Annotated in this window: 17 protein-coding genes and 1 rRNA gene; 3 read left to right on the top strand and 15 right to left on the bottom strand. The window is 61.5% G+C overall.

The window, feature by feature from the left end; all coding sequences use genetic code 11:
* Positions 1-24: 24 nt before the first annotated feature.
* The 7 genes from ACIOYV_RS15525 to ACIOYV_RS15495 form a co-directional block, all read right to left on the bottom strand.
* The gene (locus ACIOYV_RS15525) at positions 25-1,314 is read right to left on the bottom strand and encodes an FAD-dependent monooxygenase (RefSeq protein WP_401324807.1); all 1,290 of its coding nucleotides are present in this window, start codon (positions 1,312-1,314) and stop codon (positions 25-27) included.
* Positions 1,311-1,988: a S8 family serine peptidase gene (locus ACIOYV_RS15520; RefSeq protein WP_401324806.1), complete on the bottom strand. Its 678-nt coding sequence runs from the start codon at positions 1,986-1,988 to the stop codon at positions 1,311-1,313. The genes ACIOYV_RS15525 and ACIOYV_RS15520 overlap by 4 nt, the downstream gene beginning before the upstream one ends.
* Positions 1,978-3,696 carry an ABC transporter ATP-binding protein gene (locus ACIOYV_RS15515; RefSeq protein ID WP_401324805.1) on the bottom strand — a complete coding sequence of 573 codons (1,719 nt, stop codon included), beginning with the start codon at positions 3,694-3,696 and terminating at the stop codon, positions 1,978-1,980. Before ACIOYV_RS15515 ends, ACIOYV_RS15520 begins: the two co-directional genes overlap by 11 nt.
* Complete coding sequence (locus ACIOYV_RS15510) at positions 3,696-5,600, bottom strand: sigma-54-dependent Fis family transcriptional regulator (RefSeq protein WP_401324804.1); 1,905 nt, start codon at positions 5,598-5,600, stop codon at positions 3,696-3,698. Before ACIOYV_RS15510 ends, ACIOYV_RS15515 begins: the two co-directional genes overlap by 1 nt.
* Positions 5,601-5,917: 317 nt before the next feature.
* On the bottom strand, positions 5,918-6,943 hold the full coding sequence (locus ACIOYV_RS15505; protein WP_401324802.1) for a histone deacetylase family protein: 1,026 nt from the start codon (positions 6,941-6,943) through the stop codon (positions 5,918-5,920).
* A 139-nt stretch (positions 6,944-7,082) separates the two neighbouring features.
* Complete coding sequence (locus ACIOYV_RS15500; RefSeq protein WP_401324801.1) at positions 7,083-8,312, bottom strand: Zn-dependent hydrolase; 1,230 nt, start codon at positions 8,310-8,312, stop codon at positions 7,083-7,085.
* A gap of 23 nt (positions 8,313-8,335) precedes the next feature.
* Positions 8,336-9,646 (bottom strand): MFS transporter, encoded by a 1,311-nt coding sequence (locus ACIOYV_RS15495; protein WP_401324799.1) that lies wholly within the window; start codon positions 9,644-9,646, stop codon positions 8,336-8,338.
* Positions 9,647-9,809: 163 nt separating this feature from the next.
* Here ACIOYV_RS15495 and ACIOYV_RS15490 point away from each other — a divergent pair, with 163 nt between their 5' ends.
* Positions 9,810-10,742: a LysR family transcriptional regulator gene (locus tag ACIOYV_RS15490; RefSeq protein ID WP_401324798.1), complete on the top strand. Its 933-nt coding sequence runs from the start codon at positions 9,810-9,812 to the stop codon at positions 10,740-10,742.
* Here ACIOYV_RS15490 and ACIOYV_RS15485 read toward each other — a convergent pair.
* The 6 genes from ACIOYV_RS15485 to ACIOYV_RS15460 all read right to left on the bottom strand — a co-directional run bounded on the left by ACIOYV_RS15485 (position 10,739) and on the right by ACIOYV_RS15460 (position 16,208).
* A complete protein-coding gene (locus ACIOYV_RS15485; RefSeq protein WP_401324796.1) occupies positions 10,739-11,350 on the bottom strand; it encodes an RraA family protein in 612 nt (203 codons plus the stop codon). The genes ACIOYV_RS15490 and ACIOYV_RS15485 overlap by 4 nt on opposite strands.
* On the bottom strand, positions 11,343-11,735 hold the full coding sequence (locus tag ACIOYV_RS15480) for a RidA family protein (protein ID WP_401324794.1): 393 nt from the start codon (positions 11,733-11,735) through the stop codon (positions 11,343-11,345). The genes ACIOYV_RS15485 and ACIOYV_RS15480 overlap by 8 nt, the downstream gene beginning before the upstream one ends.
* A 15-nt stretch (positions 11,736-11,750) precedes the next feature.
* Positions 11,751-13,124, bottom strand: a complete 1,374-nt coding sequence (locus tag ACIOYV_RS15475) for an MFS transporter (RefSeq protein ID WP_163913347.1) — start codon at positions 13,122-13,124, stop codon at positions 11,751-11,753.
* A 104-nt stretch (positions 13,125-13,228) separates the two neighbouring features.
* Positions 13,229-14,158, bottom strand: a complete 930-nt coding sequence (locus ACIOYV_RS15470; RefSeq protein WP_401324792.1) for a 2-hydroxyacid dehydrogenase — start codon at positions 14,156-14,158, stop codon at positions 13,229-13,231.
* Entirely contained in the window at positions 14,155-14,910 is a 756-nt protein-coding gene (locus tag ACIOYV_RS15465; protein ID WP_401324790.1) for a class II aldolase/adducin family protein, read from the bottom strand. Before ACIOYV_RS15465 ends, ACIOYV_RS15470 begins: the two co-directional genes overlap by 4 nt.
* Positions 14,907-16,208 (bottom strand): MFS transporter, encoded by a 1,302-nt coding sequence (locus ACIOYV_RS15460; RefSeq protein ID WP_163913342.1) that lies wholly within the window; start codon positions 16,206-16,208, stop codon positions 14,907-14,909. Before ACIOYV_RS15460 ends, ACIOYV_RS15465 begins: the two co-directional genes overlap by 4 nt.
* Before the next feature lie 155 nt (positions 16,209-16,363).
* Here ACIOYV_RS15460 and ACIOYV_RS15455 point away from each other — a divergent pair, with 155 nt between their 5' ends.
* On the top strand, positions 16,364-17,323 hold the full coding sequence (locus tag ACIOYV_RS15455; protein ID WP_401324788.1) for a LysR family transcriptional regulator: 960 nt from the start codon (positions 16,364-16,366) through the stop codon (positions 17,321-17,323).
* A 12-nt stretch (positions 17,324-17,335) separates the two neighbouring features.
* Here the strand turns inward: ACIOYV_RS15455 and mrdA are convergent, their stop codons facing one another.
* Positions 17,336-19,228 carry a penicillin-binding protein 2 gene (gene mrdA, locus ACIOYV_RS15450; RefSeq protein WP_054617393.1) on the bottom strand — a complete coding sequence of 631 codons (1,893 nt, stop codon included), beginning with the start codon at positions 19,226-19,228 and terminating at the stop codon, positions 17,336-17,338.
* 276 nt (positions 19,229-19,504) lie between these two features.
* Between mrdA and ACIOYV_RS15445 the strand changes: the two genes are divergently transcribed.
* Complete coding sequence (locus ACIOYV_RS15445) at positions 19,505-20,428, top strand: TIGR03571 family LLM class oxidoreductase (protein WP_401324785.1); 924 nt, start codon at positions 19,505-19,507, stop codon at positions 20,426-20,428.
* 119 nt (positions 20,429-20,547) lie between these two features.
* On the opposite strand, the gene rrf is transcribed toward ACIOYV_RS15445, so the two are convergent.
* A 5S ribosomal RNA gene (gene rrf, locus ACIOYV_RS15440) occupies positions 20,548-20,663 on the bottom strand.
* Between the last annotated feature and the right edge of the window lie 235 nt (positions 20,664-20,898).

Below are 20,898 nucleotides of genomic sequence, written 5' to 3'. Positions count from 1 at the left end.
TTGCTCGCGAAGGGGCCAGCCCGGTCACCGCTTATATCCCTGGGTCAACAACCAACTGCGAACCACCCGCCCCTGCTCCGTGCTCAACCCCGCCAACGCCTGCTCCGCCGGTTCACTCCACAACCGTCGCACCAACGGCGCCAACTCAACCCCTTGCACATGCCAGATCCCCAGCGGCTGATCCGCCGTGATCACCACCTCCGCCTCATCGACAAACCCGTCCCGCAACACCGGCGCGCGCTCAATGCGCAACGACGCGAAATCCGCCTCGGCATGCGCCACTTCAGCATCCGGCCACTGCCGCCGAGCCTGCCAGAATGGCTGCTCCAGCCAGCGCTGCTCATCGGCATAAAAATCCCGGCCGATCCGGGCAAAGCGCAAAAACAACTGTTCCACCCGCTGCTGATGAAAACGCTGGGCCAACGCCGCTCGCTCGGGTTTGCGCAACAGGGTGTTGATCACCGTCGGCGCCTGTAACGCCGAGGACAACGACTGAAAAATCCCATTGCCCGACAACGGGTCTACAGCCATCGCCGCGTCACCCACCCGAATCCAGTTATCGCCGCACACTTGCGGGCTCAAGATCGCGGTGCTGCTGCGGGCGTGAAGTTGCAGATCGGTTTCCAACCCATCACCGAAAAACGCCTGGGCCACCTCAGAAGCGTGGCGGCGCTGACGGCAGTAATCGAGCAACTGCGCCTTGCCCGGTAACGCAGCACTGGCCACGTCCACGGTCCATTGCCAATAACACTGACCATCGGCCCGCCGCGCCATCCACGCCCAGCCATCCTCAAGGCTTTCCACGGCGCTGGTGGTGTCGCCCGGCTCTGCCTGCCAGCGATTGAGCAGGCTGACCGTCTCCGGCCCGCGCAGGCCTTTGCCGAGGGCCGGCGCCGAACGTCCGCGCGCTTCCACCAAGAAATCCGCGACCACGGTTTCGCGCCCTTCGATCTCGACCCGATGCCCGGCCTCTGAACTCTGCACCGTCAGCACCCGCCCTTCGATCAACTCGACCCCAGCCGCACGCAAATCCTCGCGCAAGCCGCGATCAAAACTCGGTCTGTCCAGCAAGTATTCGATGTTCTGCGCATGCTGCTGACCGTTCCACGACACTTGCCGTTGGGAAGGCAACGCCGCGTCCGCCAACGCATGGTTCAGCCCCGCGCCACGCAACGCGTCGAGCACCCGCACGGAAACCCCTTCCAGCGCGGCAAAGCGCCGCCATTCGCTGACCAGCGTCACCGGATAACCGAGCCGACGCAGCCCCAAGGCCACCGCTGCCCCGGCCGGCCCGGCACCAAGGATCAGAATCACGGTGCGAAACGCCGTTCAGGACCGCGATAACGGGCGTGATCCCGCAGCCATTCGATGACATGTTGATTGCTCGCCTCCGGATGCGCGACGAGGAAACCGGCAATGTGCCCGCTCAACGCGGCACAGCCCAGACTGGCCCCCGACTGGCCCGGATAAGTCCCGTGCACACACGCCGCGAAATCCGCCTGGGCGCTGTTGAGCCACGACCATTCGTTTTCCGCGCAACGGGCATCGCCGGTGACCCGCAGCACCTGTGGATAATTCGCCGGATACACGCCCTCACCCTGGGCCGGACTCGATGCGCAAAGCAACACACCCCGCGCCACCGCCGCCGCACAGGCTTCGCGCAACAGGCTGCGATCCTGGCGCAAGCCGAGGCTCAGATTGATCAGCCGCACGTCCTGCGTCACCAGCCAGTCAATCGCCGTGGCAATCTGCAACGCACTGGTCACGCCACGCTGATCAAACACCTGAGCCACACAAAACACCGCTGCCGGTGCACGCCGACCGATGGCCTCGATCACTGCGCTGCCATGGCCAAGTGGGTCGTCGCGCAAATCGCTTTCCGCCAGACCATCCTCCAGCAGCGAAAACCGGCGCCCCGCGACCACCTGCACCCGTTGCGCCGCCGAGTGACCGCTGTCCACCACGCCAATCCGCAGTTCAGGCTTCATGCAACACCGTTTTCGAAATGAGCACGCCGTCGAGCAATTCGAAGCGCAGATCGGCGTCCGCCAGGGTCGAGGGACGATGGCTGATCAGGATGCGCGTGCGCCCGGCGAACAATCGGTCGATGGCTTCGATCACTTCACGCTCGGTGGCTTCATCCACTGCTGAAGTGGCTTCGTCGAGCACCAAAATCAACGGGTCCTGCAACAAGGCACGGGCAATCGCGATGCGCTGTTTCTGCCCGCCGGACAACTGCTGGCCGCGCTCGCCCAACGGACTGTCGAGGCCTTCGGGTAAGGACGCGATCAGGCTGTCGAGTTGCGCCAACCGCGCCACTTCGGCTATCGCCTCGCGACTGGCGTCCGGCACCGCGTAAGCCAGGTTGTCCGCGAGGCTGCCGCGAAACAGTACGATGTCCTGGCTGACGATGGCAATCCGTCTGCGCAGCTCGAACAGGTCTAGCTCTCGCAAATCCACTTCACCTAACAACACCCGGCCGGATTGCGGATCGTGGTGCCGTTGCAACAGGTCGATCAAGGTCGATTTGCCCACACCAGAGCCGCCGCTCAGGGCGACTTTCAAGCCGTAGGGTATGCGCGCGTCGATCCCGCTCAGCGTGCTCGGACGCCCCGGATGACTGAAATGCACATTGTCGAAACGCAGTTCTCCAGAGGCCGGCATTTGCTGCGGTGCGACCGGTGTGAGCACGGTCGGTTCTTCGCCACGTAACTCCATCACCCGCCCGAGGCTGACGGTCATGCGCTGGATCGCCACATACAGCCCGAGCAAACTCTGAACCGGCCCCACCGCCATCCCGAGGTAGGTGGAAAACGCGATCAGCGCACCGAGTTGCCAGGTGCCCTGCACCACCCAATAACCGCCGATCAAAAACGCACAGGCCCGGGACAACGACGTCAGCGTGCCCGGCACGGCCTGGGTGAAAAACTCGGTGACTTGCAGGCGCAGCAACTGGCTCATATAGCCTTGGCCCAGGCTCTCCAGCCGCCGCGCTTCACGCTGTTGCTGGCCGGCGGACTGGATGAATTTCATCACCGGCAAGGTCTCGACCATGAACGACGACATGTCCGCCGAGCGCTCACGCAACTGCCGCACATCGCGCTCGACCTTGCGCCGCATCCAGCGCAGCCACAGTACGTCGAGAGGGATCAGCACCAACGCCAGCAGCGAGAGTTTCCAGGACAAGGTCAGCAGCATCGCGATGGAGAAGACCAGGCCGATCACGCTCGACACCGCCGAGAACAGCGAGTCCACGGCAAAGCGCTGGATCTCCGCGACATCACCGTCGAGGCGCGACATCAAGTCGCCGATGCGCCGCTGGCCGTAGAAGCTCGGCGACAAGGTTTGCAAGTGCCGATACAGGTCATCACGCAGGGCAAACAGAATCCGCCCGGACAACCGCGTGTGCAGGTAACGGTTGATCCCCGACAGCGCAGTGCCGAGCAGACCGGCGATGATCATCAACCCGGCGATCAGCACCAGCACCGGAAAATTGCGCCCCAGCAGGCCATCGTCGATCAGCAGTTTGGTCAGCCACGGTTGCACCAACACCAGCAACGACGCGCAGACCGACAAACCGAGCAACCCGGCAATCGCCAGTCGATGCGGGCGCACGAAACTGTACAGCCAGCGCAACGCCGCTTGCAGGGCTTGCGGGTTCGGGCTGTCGATCAGCCGCACGATCAGACGCTGCATCACAGGCGCAGCTGTTTGAGTTTGCGGTACAGGGTCGCGCGGCTGATGCCGAGGGCGTCGGCGGCGGCGGAGACGTTGCCCTGGTGCGCGTCCAGGGATTGGCGGATCAGCTCCAGTTCGTTTTCGCGAATGCTGCCGGCCTGGGGGCGCTCGGTGGCGGTCAGGTCGTCGAGCATGCTGTCGGGCAAATGGTCGAGGGTGAGCACGCTATCGCCCGCCTCGCGCATCGCCAGCGCAGTGCGCAGGACCATCTCCAATTGGCGGATGTTGCCCGGCCAGTGATAGCCGCCGAGCAGTTTGCTTAGGTCCTCATGCAGGGTGACCGTCGGTGCGTCGAGCTTGGCCAGCAAGCGACCGACCAGACCGCTGAAATCCTCGCGTTCGCGCAGGGCCGGGAGCATCACGCTGATGCCGTTGACCCGGTAGAACAAGTCTTCGCGAAAGTGTTTGTCCTCCACCAAGCGCTTTAGATCGCGGTGGGTGGCGCAGATCAGCGCGACGTCGATGTCCTGCTCTTCGCCGGCGCCCAGTGGCGCGACTTTGCGGTCCTGCAACACGCGCAACAACCGCGCCTGCAAGGCCAGCGGCATGTCGCCGATTTCATCGAGGAACAAGGTGCCGCCATGGGCCTGTTGCAGGCGTCCGACCATGCCGCCACGGCGCGAACCGGTGAACGCGCCTTCGCGGTAGCCGAACAGTTCGGACTCGATCAGACCTTCAGGAATCGCCGCGCAGTTCACCGCGACGAAGGGTTTATCGCAGCGGGTGCCGGCCATGTGCAGGGCGCGGGCAATCACCTCTTTACCGGTGCCAGTTTCGCCGAGCAGCAACACTGGCAGTTCATTGGCCAGACCTTGGCGGGCCATGCGCAAGGCGCGGGCGTAACGCACATTACTGCCGGCCAGGGATTCGAGATCCGGTTGCGGTTTGGCCGGTTTCGCGATTGGGCGTGGCGTGGTGCCGACGTTGATCGAACGCTGGGGCGCGCGCAGGGTTTTGTAGAAGAATTCGCCCTTGGCGGTTTGCAGGCTGCCGACGCCACCCTGTTGCAGCCGTGCCAGCAATTGCAAGCCATCGACCCCGAGAAACTCTTCGCAGCGATGCCCGACCAATGCCGAACGCTCGGCGCGCAGCAACTGACAGGCCTGGGCGCTGACGGCCAGAATTTGTCCGCCGAGGCTTACCGCCAACAGGCCTTGCCACGGCGATTCGAGGTATTGCCGACGACTGTGAAACGCGAGGACGATCTGGTCTGGATAGCTGGCGTTGAACACCCGGCTTTCAATCTGGCTGACCGCCATGGCCAGCAACGCGGTGCTGTCGTGGACGCGGCCGAGCGGGCCTTCGCGGGTCAGGTCGAGGACGCCGAGGATATCGCCTTGCGGGCAGTGAATCGGCACCGAAGTGCAGGAGAAATCGCTCAGGCGATCCAAATAGTGTTCGCCGCAATCGATCAGGGTCGGCCGGGCTTCCACCAGTGCGGTGCCGAGGGCATTGGTGCCGCGCGCGGCTTCGCTCCAGCAGGCGCCGAGGGTGATGTCTTGCAGGCCGGAGCCTTTGAGACGATCGGCGCGGCCTTCGACGGCGAGGATGGTCGCGTCGGAGTTGGCGAGGATGATCAGGCCTTCTTTGCCTTGGCGTTCGGCCAGGTAATCGATGGCCGGCATCGCGGCGTCGATCAGCAAGCGGTTGCTCGTCAGCAGCACCTCAAGGCTGGCGCTCGATTCCAGGGTCAGCTCGTGCTTGCCGTTGAAATGCACGCCATGGCTGAGGCTGCGCCGCCATGAGGCGTCGATTTCCGCACGCAATACGCCATCGGGGACTTCGCCTTCGAGGTGAAGTTTTTCCCGGGCCAGCCGGGCTTCCTGATGCGGTTTGGGGTGTGTTGTTTTTATGAGTGTCATCAAGCGCTCCGCAGCGGTCCGCTTTGCGCTTTATGAAATCAGCGCCGTGGCGTCAATCTTTACGTTAACGTCAGGGCGATGGCAAGAGCCGTAGGGCGCTTGTGTTGTATCTGGGGGACCGCGTTATCGTTCTTCGCGGGCAAGCCTCGCTCCTACGGGGATTGAGCGGGGCGGGGATTCGCGCTTCGCCGGTAGACCGCGTTATCGTTCTTCGCGAGCAGGCTCGCTCCCACATTGGACCGCATTCCCCTGGGAGAACTCGGTCACTTGTGGGAGCGAGCCTGCTCGCGAAAGCTATGTACCAGACACCGTCAATCTCAGAGCTGCCACACCTCGGCATTCACAAAAAACGCCCGGGCATTATCTTCAAGGCTCTCCAGGTGATACCCGCCCTCCTGCACGATCAGGCACGGCAACCCGAGGCTGCGAATCCGCTCGCCCAGCAGCGCGAAGCCTTCCCGGGTCACCGCGACTTTGCTCTGCGGGTCCAGTTCGAAAATATCGAAGCCCAGGGACAACACCAGCACCTCGGCGCCGAAGTCCTTCACCCCCGCCAACGCTATTTCAAGTTGCCCGAGGAAATCCGCTTCGCTGGCGCCATGGGCCATCGGCAGATTCAGGTTGAAACCCTCCCCCGCGCCGACGCCGCGCTCATCGGCAAACCCGGCAACACCGGGATAGAAGTTGGTCGGATCGCCATGCACCGAGACGTACAGCACGTCATCGCGGTCGTAGAAAATTTCCTGAATTCCCTGGCCGTGATGCATGTCGGTATCCAGCACCGCCACTCGCGCAAAACCGTCGCATAATACCTGAGCCGCCACCGCCGCGTTGTTCACATAGCAGAAACCACCGGCCGCCTCGGCTCGGGCATGGTGACCCGGTGGACGGCACAAGGCATACGCCGCCGGTTCGCCATCGAGCAACGCCTGGGCGCCGGCAATCGCGCTTTGCGCCGACCAATAGGCCGAACGCCAGGTCTGTTCGCCTACCGGGCAACTGCCGTCCGCCAGATAGCGGGCGGCCTGGGCGAGAATCCCGCGCAAGGCATTGGGTTCGCGGACGAAGATGTTCGACATGACTTCATCGCCCCAATCCTCGGGGATTTCCTTCCAGCGCTGATGGGCTTCCTGCAGGAACGTCAGGTACGGCGCGCCGTGGACTGCGAGCAATGGCGCGAGTCCGGCATCGGTCGGTTGCTCGACGTGGAAGCCCAGGGAATGTGAGGCCTGTACCAGACGCTGGGCGCGCTCGGGGACTTCCTGCGGCGTGCGCATCTGCCCGCGGGAGTAGTAACTGCGAGGATGGTGGAGCAATTGTTCGGGGTGGAAAAAACTGCGCATGGGATAAATTCCTGTACTTGGAGCTGGTGCGCACTCCTGTAGGAGCGAGGCTTGCCCGCGAAGGCGGTGTGTCGGGCAACGTTGATGTTGAATGTACTGACGCCTTCGCGGGCAAGCCTCGCTCCTACAGGGGTTGGGTTTATTCAGTGATTTCGGCGCGGGCCAGGACGGCGTTGAGCAACACGTCCGTGCCCTGGCGCACATCCTCCGGCAACACATCTTCCGCTTCGTTATGGCTCAACCCGCCCACGCACGGGATAAACACCATCGCCGTCGGGCAGTACCGCGCCAAGTGGATCGCGTCGTGCCCGGCGCCGCTGACAATCGACTGCTGAGCGTAGCCCAGCGCATCCACCGCGTGCTGCACCGCCGCCACGCACTCGGCGTCGAACGGCGTGGCCGGGCTGATCCAGTGCGGGGTGATGGTCAAGTTCAAGCCGCGACCGTCGGCAATCGCTTGAAGGCGTGCGCGGACTTGCTGCTCCATCGCCTCGATGGCTTCGTCGCGGTGATGGCGCAAGTCGACGGTGAAATTCACCAGCCCCGGAATGGTGTTGCGCGAGGACTTGTTGATGCTCAACTCGCCCACCGTGGTCAGGCCTTCGGGGGCGAAATCCGTGGCCAACGCTTCAATGGCCTGGATCATCCGCGCCACGCCGTAGAGGGCGTCCTTGCGCAGCGGCATCGGCGTGGTGCCGGCGTGGGCGGCCATTCCTTCGACCCGCACGTCGAGCCAGCGAATCGCCTGGCCGCCGGTGACCACGCCGATGCTCTTGGCGTTATCTTCAAGAATCGGGCCTTGCTCGATGTGCGCTTCAAAGTACGCATCCACCGCACCGCCCAGCGCTCGCTCGCCGGCATAACCGGTGCGTTGCAGGGCCTCGGCGACGCTGATGCCGTCGATGTCACGCACCGCCAACGCGGCGTCCAGCTGCATGATCCCGGTGAACACCGCCGAGCCGAACATCGCCGGGGTGAAGCGCGCGCCTTCTTCGTTGGTCCACACCGCCACTTCCAGCGGTTTGCGGGTCTGAATGCCGAGGTCGTTGAGGCAACGCACCACTTCCAGACCGGCGAGCACGCCGTAGACGCCATCGAAGCGGCCGCCTTCCGGTTGAGTGTCGAGGTGGCTGCCCATCATCACCGGCGCAGCGTCCGGATCGGTGCCTTCGCGACGGGCGAACAGGTTGCCGATGGCGTCCACGCTCAGGCTCATGCTGGCTTCGCGGCACCAGTGGGAAAACAGTTCGCGACCGGCCTTGTCTTCATCGCTCAGGGCCAACCGGCAGCTGCCGCCGCGCGCCGTGGCGCCGATTTCGGCCATGGCCATCAGGCTTGCCCACAGGCGTTCACCATTGATTTTCAACATACGTTACTCCTGGAAATCGGGGATTAAGCGTTGGCCAATTCGACGCGCTCAGCGCTGGCATGACGACGCGCAAGGGACAAGACGCAGATCAGCGAAGTGGCGGCGATCAGGCTGTAGAACACCGCCAGCGGCCACCACTGACCGGCGAACTTGTGCGCCAGCATCGTGCCGATCAGCGGCGTCAGGCCACCGGCCACGGCACCGCAAATCTGATAAGCGAGGGAGATCGCGGTGTAGCGCACCCGCGTCTCGAACATGCCGCTGACGTAACCGGCGATCACTGCGTAGAACGAGGCCATGCACACCACCGCCAGGGCGATGCCGAGGATGATCAGCGGCGCTTGAGCCGAGCTGACCAACACGAACATCGGGTACGGCGAGGCCATCGCCAGCAGCGACATCAGGCACAGGAAACGCGTCGCGCCGATCTTCTCCGCGACCCACGCCGCCAGCGGCTGAATGCAGAACTGAATGATCGCCACCACAAACAGGCACTCGAGGATCAGCGAGCGCGGCAACCCCAGTTGCTGGGTGGTGTAGGCAATCATGAAGGTGTTAGTGAAATACACCCCGGCGATCCCCAGGGTATTGGCGCCGATGCACAGCAGCAGTGGACGCCACGCTGTACGCAGCACTTCCATCACCGGCGCCTGTTCCTTGCGTGTGCTTTTGCTGGCGAGTTCGCGGCTGGCGAGGAATTCCGGGGATTCATTCACACCGAGGCGAATCGCCAGGCCCACGATCAGCAACAGCGAACTGGCGAGGAACGGCAGGCGCCAGCCCCAGCTCATCAAGTCAGCTTCCGGCAAACGAGTGACGGCGCTGAAGGCCAGCAGCGACAGGATCAAACCGGCCGGGCTGCCCAGTTGCGCAAACGATGCGAAGAAATTGCGTCGACCTTTCGGCGCATGCTCACCCGCCATCAACACCGCCCCGCCCCACTCGCCACCGACGGCGATGCCCTGGACGATGCGCAGCAGAATCAACAACACCGGCGCGGCGACGCCGATTTGTGCGTAGGTCGGCAGCAAACCGATGCACACAGTGACTACGCCCATCATCAGCAAGGTGATGATCAGCGACTTCTTGCGCCCGATGCGGTCGCCGATATGGCCGAAGATAATCCCGCCCAACGGCCGCGCGAAGAAGCCCACGGCGAAGGTGCCGAACGCGGCCATGGTGCTGAACAGTTTGTCGTCGGAGGGGAAGAACAGCGCGCCGAACACCAACGCCGCGGCGGTGGCGTAGATGTAAAAGTCGTACCACTCGATCATGGTGCCGATGAAGGCTGCGGCTGCCGCACGGCGCGGCTGGGACGAAGCTTGGGGCTTCATAGGTCGGGCTCCTTTGATTGTTTTTTTGGCAGGAGGAAATCGGATGCATCAAGGCACTCTGGCGGCGCCTGTCTTGGAGGTGATTTATCGTCCCGGGGCTATGATTAGTCAATTTTCTATTTATTATGCGGACTATTACGCGAGCTTATAATCGAGAGTCCCCATGGCCGAACGCGAAGTGCAACGCCTGCTCAATGACCGCCTCGACTGGAATCTGCTGCGCACCTTCCGGGTAATCGGCCAGGAGCTGAGCATCAGCCGCGCCGCCGCGCGCCTGCACCTGACGCAACCGGCGGTGAGCCAGGCGTTGAAGCGCCTGGAAGAGCAACTGGGCCGGCAACTGATCGCCCGACGCGGGCCACGCTTTGCCCTGACCGAAGTCGGCGAGCAGATCTTCGAACTGGCCGGGGAAATCTACGGGCAGATGTCGCAGGTCAGTAGCGTGCTGGAGCAACCGGCTGATGAAGTGATCGGCAAGGTGCGCTTGCTGATCATCAGCCGGATCTTCTCCGAGCGCTTCGATGACTTCCTCGCCGACTTTCATCGCCAGCATCCGCGGGTGGATCTGGAGGTCGATGTGATGCGCAGTTCCGACATCGTCAGCGCCTTGCAGGAGAAAACCGCGACCCTCGGCTTGAGCCTCAATCGCCGGCCGCAACCGCGCCTGGTACAACGATTGTTCCTGCGTCAGCGCTACGCGTTTTTCTGCGGCAAGCACCATGCGTTGTTCGGGCAGCAGGACGTCGCCGAAGGGGATTTGCAGCGGGAGAATTTCGTCAGTTTCACCAGCGACCAGATCGGCGGCATGCTTTCGCCGCTGACGATTTTTCGCGATCAGCAAGGGTTCAGCGGACGCATTGTGGCGTCGTCGCCGAGCCTGGAAGAAGTCCGGCGACTGGTGATCGCCGGGTTCGGTATCGGTTGTCTGCCCGAGCACGTGGTGGCGGCCGATGTCGACGCCGGATTGCTCTGGCGCCTGCCGCCCCACGAAGGGATTGCCGATGTGGACATTCATTTGCTGTGGAACCGCGAGCAGCGCATGAGCCGCGCGGAGACGCTGTTCATCGAGAGTTTGCAGGCGTGCCTGACTGCTTAAACCTTTAATACCTGCGCAACCGGCTCGCCTGAACGCAATCGCTCAAGCAGGCGGGGTTCGGCGCGATCGGAGGCCAAGGCTTGTTCGATCACAGAAGCCGCCGTCGGCCAGTCGAGGAACAGCACGCCGTTGTCGTCCGCCAGCACCAGATCCCCGGGGTTTACCGTGACGCCAGCGCAGTGGATCGGCTGATTGATCTGGCTGTCGCCGCGACCGTGCAGCTTGGTCGTCAGCAAGCTAGTGCCGCGAGCGAACACCGGCAGCCCGGCTTCGCGCAGTTCCAACAGGTCGGTGACCGCGCCGTCCACCACAATGCCCACGGCACCGGCGCAGTTCGCCGCGCAACTGGTCACCGCGCCGACCGGGGCGTGTCGCCAATCGCCATCGGTGTCGATTACCAGCACATCGCCGGGCTTGATCAGCGCCAAAGCCTGGTTGACTGCGATGGCGTCGGCGCCGACCAGTTTCAGGGTCAATGCGCGGCCGACCACTTTCACATTCGGCACCATGGCCCGCAGTTGCGAATCGGCGAAGCCTTCCTCCAGAAAATGCCCGAGGGTTGGAAAGCTCACTTCTTTGAGCTGCCCGATCAGTGTCGACTCATCCATGCTGCTGCTCCTTCGCGATCAACTCGGCGACACAATCAATTTCCAGCGACACGCCCCACAACGCCACGCACACCGTGGTGCGTGCTGGCGGCGCATGGCCGAGGCATTCGCGATACACGGCATTGAACGGTTCGAGCTGCGCCGGATCGGTGAGGTAGGCGTTGACCTTGATCACATGGCTGAAATCGGACCCGGCTTCAATCAGGATCGCTTCCAGATTGCGCAAGGTTTGCCGCACTTGTTCGGTGAAATCGGCGGGTTGATCATTAAGGTCGCTTTGAGCCGGAATCTGCCCGGCGGTGAACACCAGATGACCACTGACCACCGCTTGGGAGTAAGGCCCGACCGGGCCGATAAAACCCGGGGCGGAGTTAATTCTGCGCATGCTGTTGAGCTCCTTTCAGGCTGCAGCGGATTTGAAGGATTTGTTCGGCGTGTCAGCGGCTTTTTCAACCGGGATTTCGCTGATGTCGCGCTTGAAGGTCTCGGTCAGCAGCAACAGCGCCAGCAACGAAATCAACGCCGCGCCGATCATGTACCAGGCCACCGACGAACCTTTGCCGGTCGCCGCCAGCAATGCCGTGGTGACGATCGGTGTCGCCGCACTGCCGAGCAAACCGGACAACATGTAGCTGATCGACAGCCCCGAATAGCGCACCCGCGTGCCGAACAACTCGGCGAGGAAGGTCGCGATCGGCCCGTAATTGGCGGCGAACGCGGTCATCAACAACAGGTAGCCGAAGATCACCAACGGCAGCTCTTTGGTGTCCATCAACCAGAACATCGGGAACGCCACCAGGGCTTCCGCGACGATGCCGGCGACGATGATCGGCTTGCGTCCGTAGCGATCCGACAACGCGCCGAACACCGGCAACATGACGATGCACCAGGCGCAGGACAGCAACACCACGCCGAGCATGGTGCTGCGGCTGAAGCCCAGATTCTGCGTGCCGTAGGTCAGGCCGAACGCGACGATGATGTTGAACGAAGCCCCGGTCGACATCGTGGCAATACCGCCCAACACCACTTGCTTCCAGTACTTGCGAAAGACTTCTGCCAAGGGCATTTTCACCTGCACTTCGGCTTCCTTGACCTTGTTGAACGCCGGGGTCTCGGCGATGTTCAAGCGGATGTACAAACCCACGGCGATCAGCAGCACGCTGGCCAGGAACGGGATACGCCAGCCCCAGGCCAACAGGTCTTCCGGGGACAGGTACGCGGCGATCAACAGGAAGGCCAGGTTGGCAATCATGGTCCCGGCCGGCACGCCGATCTGTACCCACGAACCATACAAGCCGCGCTTGTTGGCCGGTGCATGCTCCACCGCCATCAACACCGCCCCGCCCCACTCGCCGCCCAGCGCCAAACCTTGAATCACCCTGAGCAACAGCAACAGGATCGGCGCCCAGATGCCGATGGCCGCGTAGTTGGGCAACAGGCCGATGGCGAACGTCGCGGCGCCCATGGTCAGCAGCGAAATCAGCAACATCGACTTGCGTCCCAGCTTGTCGCCGAAATGCCCGAACAATGCCGCGCCGACGATTCGCGCCAGATAGGCCGAGGCGAACGTGCCGAACGCCAGCAACGTGCCGATCAACGGCACGAAGTCCGGGAAGAACACTTTGTTGAACACCAGCGCCGAAGCCGTGGCGAAAACAAATAAGTCGTACCATTCCACGGTGGTGCCGATGACACTGGCCACGGCGACTTTTTTCATGCTGATTGCCACTTCCGGCGGTGCGCCGGACTTTTCTGCGGACGATAGATCGCTCATCACTGACTCCAGGAATTTGTTTAATTGTTTTTTACTGGCAGTAAATCGTTTGAGAGTGAGGGATTGTTGTTATGCCTCGCCCAACTTGGTGGGCGAGTTTGTTGTTAGTAACCGAGTGTTCGGTCGGCGCAATTCAGTAGCGGTTCATCGGCATTTAAACGGCGGAAGTTCTCCGCGACTTGCTCGGCGATACAGTCATGGGAAGCGGCCGAGGCCATGTGTGGCGTGATGGTGACGCCAGGCATTGTCCAGAGACGATGATCGGTTGGCAGCGGTTCCTGTTCGAACACATCCAGTAGAGCGCCGCGCAGTTTTCCTGTTTGCAGGGCCTGTTCGAGGTCGTCGATATTCAGATGACCACCGCGCCCGCAGTTGACCAGCGCGGCGCCATTCGCCAGATGTTCAAAAGTGCTATTCCCGAGAATGCCGCGAGTCTCGCTAGTCAGCGGCAACAGGTTGATCAGCAACTCGACACCATCAAGAAACGGGGTCAGTTGTTCTGCTCCGGCAAAGGTCTGGACGCCGTCCAAATCCTTGCGACGGCGCGCCCAACCACGAACGTCGTAACCGGCGGCAGCCAGGTCTTGGGCAATCGCGCTGCCCAACGATCCAAGCCCCATCACCCCAACCTTGAACTGCCCCGCCGCCCGTTGCAGTGGTCGCTCCCAGTGTTGTTGCCGCTGGTGCTGCAGCACCTGATCGAAGCCACGGTGATAGTGAATCACCGCCCAGCGCACGTACTCGGTCATGCCCTGGCGGTGGCCGGGATCAACCACTCGACACACCGGCAAGTCCGGGCACGACGGGTCGTGTTCCAGATGATCAATACCGGCGGCGACCGAGTGGATCACTTGCAGGTTCGGCAACGCACCGAGACTGCCCGGCAACGGAAACCAGCACGCGGCGATTTGCGCATTTCTGGCCCGAGGATCGTCGGCCAGCACCGTGGTGAGCTGCGGCGCGCTGCGGGCAAACGCGGCTTGCAGTTGTTTGAGCAACAGGGTGTCGCGGGACAGCAGGACCACGGTGTTCATGACAGATAGGACTCGCGCTGGGATTCGATCAGGGTCAGAGCGGCCTCCCAGGCCAAGTCGATGATGTTGTCCTGTTCATCACGGTCAAACTGTTCGGCGGTGTGCGCACAGACTTCCGGCGACGGGTAATGCAATGCCGAACCACCGGCCAGCGCGGCCACTTGCGCCTGACAGGCACGCTCCAGAAAGTGGATTTCCTGGAACGCCTGGGCCACGCCGGAACCGCCGACCAGCAAGCCGTGATTGCGCAGGATCATCGCCCGGTGCGGCCCCAGGTCGGCGATCAAACGCTCGCGCTCATCCAGCGACAACGCGATGCCTTCGTAGGTGTGATACGCCAATTTGCCGTAGAACTTCAGCGCGTGTTGGCTGATCGGCAGCAAGCCCTGCTTCTGCGCTGCCACCGCCATACCCGCTGCGGTGTGGGTGTGGATTACGCAGTTCAGATCGGGACGCGCCATGTGGATCGCCGAGTGAATGACGAAGCCTGCGGCGTTAACCCGATGCCCCGCATATTCGGGATCGACATTGCGCCCGTCTTGATCGATGCGCACCAGGTCCGAAGCGCGCATGCGGTCGAAAATCACCCCGTAACGGTTGATCAGGAAGTGATGCTCAGGCCCGGGAATGCGCAGGGTGATGTGGGTGTCGATCAGGTCGGTCATGCGAAAGTGCGCGACCAGCCGATACAGCGCCGCCAGTTCGCAACGGGCTTTCCATTCAACCGGGTCGATGTGTGCAGGTTTACTCACGAATACACCTCTTTAGCAGCGTGGGTGACGACCGGGTTGGCGCGCAGGCGGGCCAGGCCGCAAACACCGATCAGGGACAGGGCCGAGAGCAAGGTGAAGAACACCGCCAGCGGCCACCATTGTCCGGAAAACTTGCTCGCCAGCAGCGTGCCGATCAGCGGCGTGGTGCCGCCGGCCAGGGCGCAGCTCAACTGGTAAGCGATGGAAATCCCCGAGTAGCGCAGGTGCACCGGGAACGCCTGGGTCATGTACCCGGCAATCACCGCGTACAGCGCCGAGAGGATCACCACCGCCAACGCAATGCCGACGGTCATCAGCACAATGTTTTGCGTGCCGACCAGCAAGAACATCGGGTACGGCGTGACCATGCACAGCAGCGCGACGAGTTTGAGGAAACGGCCTTCGCCGATGCGTTCGGCCAGCAGTGCCGAGAGCGGTTGCGAGAGCAACTGAATGACGGTCACCAGAAACAGGCAATCGAGGATCGTCGAGCGCGCGATGCCCTGGTATTGGGTGACGTAGGTGATCATGAACGTGTTGGTGAAGAAGAACCCGGCGGAACCGATGGTCACGGCGGCAGCGGCGAACAGAATCTGCCGCCAGCAGGTGCGGATCACGTCCTTCACCGGGTATTTGGCGGTTTCGTTGTTGTCCCGGGCCTTGGCGAATTCCGGCGATTCGTGGACCCCGGAACGGATCATCAGGCCGACCATCATCAGCACGCCACTGGCGAGGAACGGTAGGCGCCAGCCCCAGGCGAGGAAGTCTTCCGGCTCAAGGGACGTCACCAGACGAAAAGCAATCAAGGCCAACAGCAAACCCGCTGGGCTGCCGAGTTGAGCGAACGAGGCGTAAAAAGTTTTGCGCTTGGCTGGGGCGTGCTCGCTGGCCATCAGCACCGCCCCGCCCCACTCGCCACCGACGGAGATCCCCTGGATCAATCGCAACACGATCAAACCGACCGGCGCCCAGATGCCGACGCTGGCGTAGCTCGGCAACAGACCGATGCCGGCGGTGGCCAGGCCCATCAGCGCCATGGTCACCAGCAGCATTTTCTTGCGGCCCAGGCGATCCCCCAAGTGACCGAAGACCATGCCGGCCATGGGGCGGGCGATGAAGCCGACGGCGAAACTGCCGAACGCGGCCAGGGTGCTCATCACCGGGTCACTGCTGGGAAAGAACACTTGCCCGAGCACCAGCGCCGCCGCAGTGGCGTAGATGTAGAAGTCGTAGAACTCGATGGTCGTGCCAATGAAGGCAGCGGCCGCGGCGCGTCGCGGTTGAGGGGTGGTGTGCATGCAAGGACCCTGTGTATTTATAGTTTTGGGCAGGTACTGAAGGCTGTTTACGGTTGCACTCTGTGGCGCTTGTGGGCTTTATCGCTTTCGTGCCAGGATTAGTCAATTTTCAAATTCTTATCTTTACTATTAGCTGTGCTACTACCTGGATACTTATGCCCACCACTTCGAATCCTTGGGTCGGTCGTCGTTTCCTCAATGACCGTCTCGACTGGAACCTGCTGCGCACCTACCTGGTCATCGGCCAGGAAGGCAGCATGAGCCGCGCCGCTGCGCGTTTGCACATCACTCAGTCGGCGGTGAGCCAGGCGCTGAAACGCCTGGAAGAACAATTGGAATGTGTGTTGATTGCTCGCAGCGGGCGACGGTTTGATCTGACGGAAACCGGGGAAGAAGTCCTGCGTATCGCGGCGGATATCTACGGCGATATTTCCCGTTTGGGCACGGTGGTAGAAAGTCGTCACGACGATGTGGTGGGCAAGATCCGCATCCTCACCGTCAGCGGCGTGCAGGCGCGGCACTACGATGAATTCCTCGCCGACTTCCATGAAACCCACCCGAAAATCGAGCTGGAAGTCGAGGTGATGGGCAGTTCGAACATCATCAGTTCGTTGCTGCAAAAGACTGCGACGATTGGCGTCGGCCTGTGCCGTTTACCCCAGCCACGGCTGGAGCAGCGGGTGCTGTTTCGCGAGCGTTATGCGTATTTTTGCGGCCAGCGTCATCGGCTGTTCGGGCAGGAAAACTTGACCCTGGAACAGCTCGCGGCGGAGAACTTCGTGAGCTTCACCAGCGATCAATTGGGCGGCAATCTTTCGCCCCTGACGCTGTTTCGCGACGAGCAAGGCTTTACCGGCAAGATCGTCGCCTCCTCCACCAGTTTCGAAGAGATTTACCGCTTGATCTGCGCAGGGTTCGGGATTGGCTGCTTGCCGGTGCACTTGGTGCGGCGGGATGTTGAGCAGGGCTTGCTCTGGCGTTTGCCGCCGGAGGACGGCGTGGTGGATTTCGATATCCAGCTGCTGTGGAATCGCGAACAGAAGATGACTCAGGCCGAAACCGTGTTCCTGGAAAGCTTCCAGCACATGCTCAGCATCCGTGAGCCTGTGCTGTGAAGCCTCTCAGGTTTAGACGTGGGGATCGCCCGGTGGTTTGGCGGGCGTGGCGTATTGCGGCTTGAGATGGCCGTCCTGATCGAGTAGCCAGGCGTCCATGATCTGCCGCACCACAGGCCCGGCGACGCGACCACCGGCCTCGCCGTTTTCGATCATCACCGAGATCACAATCTTCGGATGCTCGGCCGGGGCGAAACCGACGAACAAGGCGTTGTCGCGGTTACGCTCCAGGGTTTTCGCCCGGTTGTAACGTTCGCCCTGCTTGATCGCGACCACCTGCGCGGTACCACTCTTGCCGGCGATGCGGTATTGGGCACCCACCGCCGCTGCCCGGGCAATCCCGCGCGCGTCGTGCATCACCATTTGCATACCGTGGTTGACCTGCTCCCAATCACGCGGATCCTTGAGCAGGATGTTCGGCATCGGGTTCTCATCCACCGGCGCCACACCGTCGACGGTCTTGGCCAGGTGCGGTCGGTTCCACACACCTTTGTTGGCGATTAACGCGGTGGCCTGGGCCAGTTGCAGTGGCGTGACCTGCATGTAGCCCTGGCCGATACCGAGGATCACGGTTTCACCCGGGAACCATGGCTGGCGGCGCGTCGCGCGTTTCCAGGCCTGGGACGGCATCAGGCCGGCAGACTCTTCGAACATGTCCAGGGAGACTTTCTCACCGAGCCCGAACATGGCCATGTAGTCGTGCAGACGGTCGATGCCCAGTTTGTGCGCCAGGTCGTAGAAATAGGTGTCGTTGGAACGCATGATCGCCGCGTCCATGTCCACCCAGCCGTCGCCGCTGTGGTTCCAGTTGCGGTATTTGTGATCGAAGTCTGGCAGTTGGTAGTAACCAGGGTCGAAGACACGGGTCTGTGGGGTGACCACGCCGGAATCGAGGCCAGCGATGGCCACTTCCGGCTTGATGGTCGAGCCCGGCGCGTAGAGGCCGCGCAGGACGCGGTTGAACAGCGGCCGGTCGATGGAATCGTGCAGCGCCGCGTATTCCTTGAAGCTGATCCCGGTCACGAACATGTTCGGGTCGAAGCTTGGCTTGCTGACCATGGCCAACACTTCGCCGGTCGACGGGTCGAGGGCAACCACCGAGCCACGGCGATCTCCCAGGGCATCCTCGGCAGCTTCCTGGAGATGGACGTCCAGGCTCAGGACGATGTTTTTACCAGGGGTCGGATCGGTGTGCTTGAGTACGCGCAGCACGCGGCCCTGAGCGTTGGTCTCGACTTCTTCGTAACCGACGTGGCCGTGTAACTCGGACTCGTAGAATTTTTCGATTCCGGTCTTGCCGATGGATTGGGTGCCGCGGTACTCCACCCCATCCAGCGTCTTGGATTCTTTCTCGTTGATACGACCGACGTAACCGATCGAGTGAGCGAAGTGCGCGCCCATCGGGTAATGACGGACGAACTGCGGCTCGACATCCAGCCCCGGCAGACGGAATTCGTTGACTGCGAGAACGGCGATCTGCTGTTCGGTGAGTTCGTAGAACAAGGTCACCGGGACGAACGGGTGCCGTGCCTGTTTCATGGCCTTGTCGAACAACGTGCGATCTTCGGCCGGCAAGTGCAGGAGATTGACCACCTCATCCAGCTCTTCCTTGACGTCGGAGGCGCGTTCGCGGGTGATGGTCAGGTTGAAGCTGGGCCGGTTGTCCGCCAAGACCACGCCATTGCGGTCATAGATCAGCCCGCGAGTCGGGGTGATCGGCAAAACGTGGACGCGGTTGTTTTCGGAGATGGTCGAGTGGTAATCGAATTCAACCACTTGCAGCACGTACATGCGCACTACCAGCGCACAAGTGATGGCGACCACAAACAAGGCGCAGGCCATCAGTCTTTTATTGACCAGGCGCGTCTCTTTTTCGTGATCCTTGATCGGTATCGGTTCGGGCATTTCTGCAGCAGCTCTTTGACGATGAAGGGGGTGCCGATCCTCAGGCTTGAAATCAGTCCGTTAAAAAACGAGCTGCACCATACCAAAAATGACGACGGCACTTTAGCGCGATTTCCTCGAACGGTTGTCCTTGAGGGCCAAAACGACGGTCGGACGTGTTGGGTGATGTGATTTACTCGTGCGTTTTACTCAAGATTGATATTCCCATTCATGCATTTTTCTTGCAGATAGGCCTGTGGATACTGGGTGCATGTCATTCCCTTTTTGGAGTTTTTCATGCACTCACGATTTCAACGATTACTGGGCTCGAACGGGTTTTCCATCGGGCTTGAATTGCCGCTGGATAACGACTGGTCCAGCGATGGCCAACGGCTTCGCATGGTTGAGGACAGGCCTTTTGGGGTTCCCGACCTGAAGCAACATGCGGCTATGGCGCGTTTGGCCGATACATCAGGGTTTCGGGCGCTGTGGGTGCGCGATGTGCCGGTGTATGACCCGAATTTTGGCGATGCAGCCCAAGTATTTGAAGCGTTTTCCTACTTGGGATATCTGGCGGGGATCACTGACAACATCATGTTGGGTACGGCGGCAATTGTACTGCCGTTGCGTCAGCCGTGGCTGACACTCAAGGCTGCTAATAGCGTCGATGAACTGAGTGACGGACGCTTACTCCTTGGCGTGGCCAGTGGCGACCGTCCGATGGAGTATCCGTTGTTTGGCGTGGATTACGCTCAGCGCGGCGAGATCTTTCGCGATACGGTTGAGTTGTTGCGTAGCCAGGGTGAAGGTCGTTTACCTGAGGGTGCGCGGTTGCTGCCGGAGCGTGATCAGGCGGTGCCGCTGCTGGTGGCGGGGCTTGGTCAGCAGTCTCCGGCCTGGATTGGTGAGCATATGGACGGTTGGCTCGCCTACCCTGGTACGCCGGATGAGCATCGTCGTCGAGTGGGGTTATGGAGAGAAGTCGGTGGTGATAAGCCTTACATCAGCTTTATTCATCTGGATCTGGAAGCCAATCCGTATGCGCCGATGCGGCGTGTGCGTTTCGGTGGCAGTTGCGGGCGGCTAGCGTTGATTGATGAGCTGCAAGCGTTGCGTGACGCCGGTGTGCAGCATGTGGGCCTGCATATGCGTCGTAGCGAACGGCCGGTAGCGGAAGTGATTGAGGAGATCGCGGAACACGTTCTGCCGATGTTTCACTGACATTGCGGTGTGTGGCAATCAGGGACAGCCAATGAGCTGTTCCTTTTTCTTTGCGCCACTTTCCTGCGGGCAAAACAAAACCCCTACCTGCATACGCAGATAGGGGTTTCGGAATTTAATCTTGACGATGACCTACTCTCACATGGGGAAACCCCACACTACCATCGGCGATGCATCGTTTCACTGCTGAGTTCGGGATGGGATCAGGTGGTTCCAATGCTCTATGGTCGTCAAGAAATTCGGGAGCCAGGTCGTTTGCCCTTGCGGGTTTACGCTCCAGCGAATGGGTATGTGATAGATCTCGGTGTTTTGTGAGCAGTTTCGAACTTTCGGTTCGTTTCGTCTTCACACACCGCAATCTGGTGCTCTTTTGCTTTTCAGCTCGAAGCAAGCAAATTGCTTGGGTGTTATATGGTCAAGCCTCACGGGCAATTAGTATTGGTTAGCTCAACGCCTCACAGCGCTTACAC

It is taken from the genome of Pseudomonas sp. NPDC087342 (assembly GCF_044744265.1).
GTDB classification, from domain to species: domain Bacteria; phylum Pseudomonadota; class Gammaproteobacteria; order Pseudomonadales; family Pseudomonadaceae; genus Aquipseudomonas; species Aquipseudomonas nunensis.
This window is presented reverse-complemented; position numbering and strand designations above follow the sequence as displayed.